General features: G+C 48.9%; 3 protein-coding genes. All 3 read left to right on the forward strand.

Annotated elements, in window-relative coordinates; all coding sequences use genetic code 11:
• Nucleotides 1-66 precede the first annotated feature (66 nt).
• Nucleotides 67-657: a HEPN domain-containing protein gene (locus WCO51_13380; GenBank protein MEI6514244.1), complete on the forward strand. Its 591-nt coding sequence runs from the start codon at nucleotides 67-69 to the stop codon at nucleotides 655-657.
• Between the two features lie 15 nt (nucleotides 658-672).
• Nucleotides 673-1,440 carry a hypothetical protein gene (locus tag WCO51_13385; protein MEI6514245.1) on the forward strand — a complete coding sequence of 256 codons (768 nt, stop codon included), beginning with the start codon at nucleotides 673-675 and terminating at the stop codon, nucleotides 1,438-1,440.
• 140 nt (nucleotides 1,441-1,580) lie between these two features.
• Nucleotides 1,581-1,799: hypothetical protein (locus WCO51_13390; GenBank protein ID MEI6514246.1), on the forward strand; the 219-nt coding region annotated here is incomplete at its 3' end.

The raw sequence follows: 1,799 nt of genomic DNA on the forward strand, positions 1-1,799 counted from the left end.
CACAGTTAGCGTTAGCCGAAGAATTGATGTCTCATAAGGGCGCCCCTAAGGAATACAACCAACATTATGAACCTAGAATTACAACACGTCTCGCATGCCTTCCGAACCGATTCAGGTCACCTCGTTGAGAAAGCACGCGCAGCCTATAAGCATGGAAGGGTCAGAATGAGAACAGGCTTTCAGGCTAAAATTGTAGTTGACCTTTTCATGGCGATCGAGTGCGCGCTGAAGTCAATGATGTGCACAAATGCCCCCTCCCAGGATGTTGAAACGGTGCTTAGCGCGATCTTCAAGTATGGCCATGACCTCAAACGGCTTCTCAAGGCAGGAAAGCCTAAATCACTACAATCAGAGGAAATAGAGTTGCTCAACGAGCTAAACAACAAAGGCGTCAGTCTCAGGTACGACCTCGACCTCTATTCGATTGTATCTTCAGACTTGCTCTGTAGCGATGACGTGATCTTTAAGATTGACCCAGAGTACGTCGAAAGACTTATGGAACTTGCCAAGCGAGTGTCCGATGAAGCACAGTCAGCGCATAAGAATGCGTTTTCAGAACCATCACGACTTCTGTCTCGCAAACAATTGGAACACGAAGTTCGTTACCTGCGATCATTACTGACGCGTGTGCGCAGCAAGAATTGCAGACGCTCCTAACAGACTATTCCAGCGATGCTAAGACACATAAAATCGGCAGTGATAGCTGTTCACGACTGGGCACGGCCTTGGTGTGCGACGTGCAATAGGCACGCACTTCGCCACAACCACTGCTCGCTGTGCTTGGCAACCACGGCCAACAATCGCCGCCACGACCTCCTAAAAAATCTAGATCTCTATGATATTTCCGATCAGCAGGTATTGGATGCGAAATGGGTCTGTGACCAGTGCTTCATGAAGCAAGAACGTGCCAAATGCGGCAAGACAGGTCTAGTATTCTTCGGCAAAGATAACCGGATAGACGCATACTTGAAATCCGAGATGCGCAACAATCTTTCACCATACCATCCAGACTCGAATTTGCGGGGTCCGCTATCGCCAGAGGGATATCTTTTAATTGAGGTCGAGCACGAGGAAGTTCAAGAACAAATCGCGAATTGGGCGGGAGGAACAAGAGAGGAGACGCTGCGCGGATTCCGAATCATCAAGCAGATCGGTGTTGTCAGATCCGATACGGAATGCGGCGATCCAGCAGAAGTCGAACATTACCTAATGTGGCATGCCGCGCAAGTTGGAGGAAATGCATTTATTAAGTTTTTCTGGGACAAGCGCATTGCCCACCATGACGAAAGATATATTGCGGGGTATGGGAAAAAAGGAAATCCATATTACCGAACGCGACACTATACCACCCAGCATTTCACGGGTCATGCCGTTGCAGTGCTAGCTGAACCTTTGGAGCCCCGGCAACGCATGAAAGCGCCGCACTCATCGAAGCCATAGTATCACTGAAATATATCGGCTAACAATACATCGCACCGAATGACCGCCAATCCCCACACCGCCAATCCAACCACAGCTCTGCCGCCGGTCATCGGTGGATATGAGCGTTAGCCCACGAATGAAGAGCAAGAAACTCGCATATGAACGATAGCCAGATGGAATCATACCCAATCAACGAGAAACACCAATGGACAGCAGATGGACCAAACATCATGTCGGACCAAAAGCTTGAAGAAATTGAGCACCTTCTCAACATGCATGGTGGTTCAATTATCGTAGAACATCGCGTGTACTGTGGCGGCGGGGGTTGTTACAAGATGGTCTTCGATGACATTGAGGAATTCACCGCATATCTGGAA

It is taken from the genome of bacterium (assembly GCA_037131655.1).
Classification (GTDB): domain Bacteria; phylum Armatimonadota; class Fimbriimonadia; order Fimbriimonadales; family JBAXQP01; genus JBAXQP01.

Coding starts and splice junctions, on each gene's coding strand:
- WCO51_13380 (MEI6514244.1), top strand. CDS start 67: ATGAACCTAGAATTACAACACGTCTCGCATGCCTTCCGAACCGATTCA.
- WCO51_13385 (MEI6514245.1), top strand. CDS start 673: ATGCTAAGACACATAAAATCGGCAGTGATAGCTGTTCACGACTGGGCA.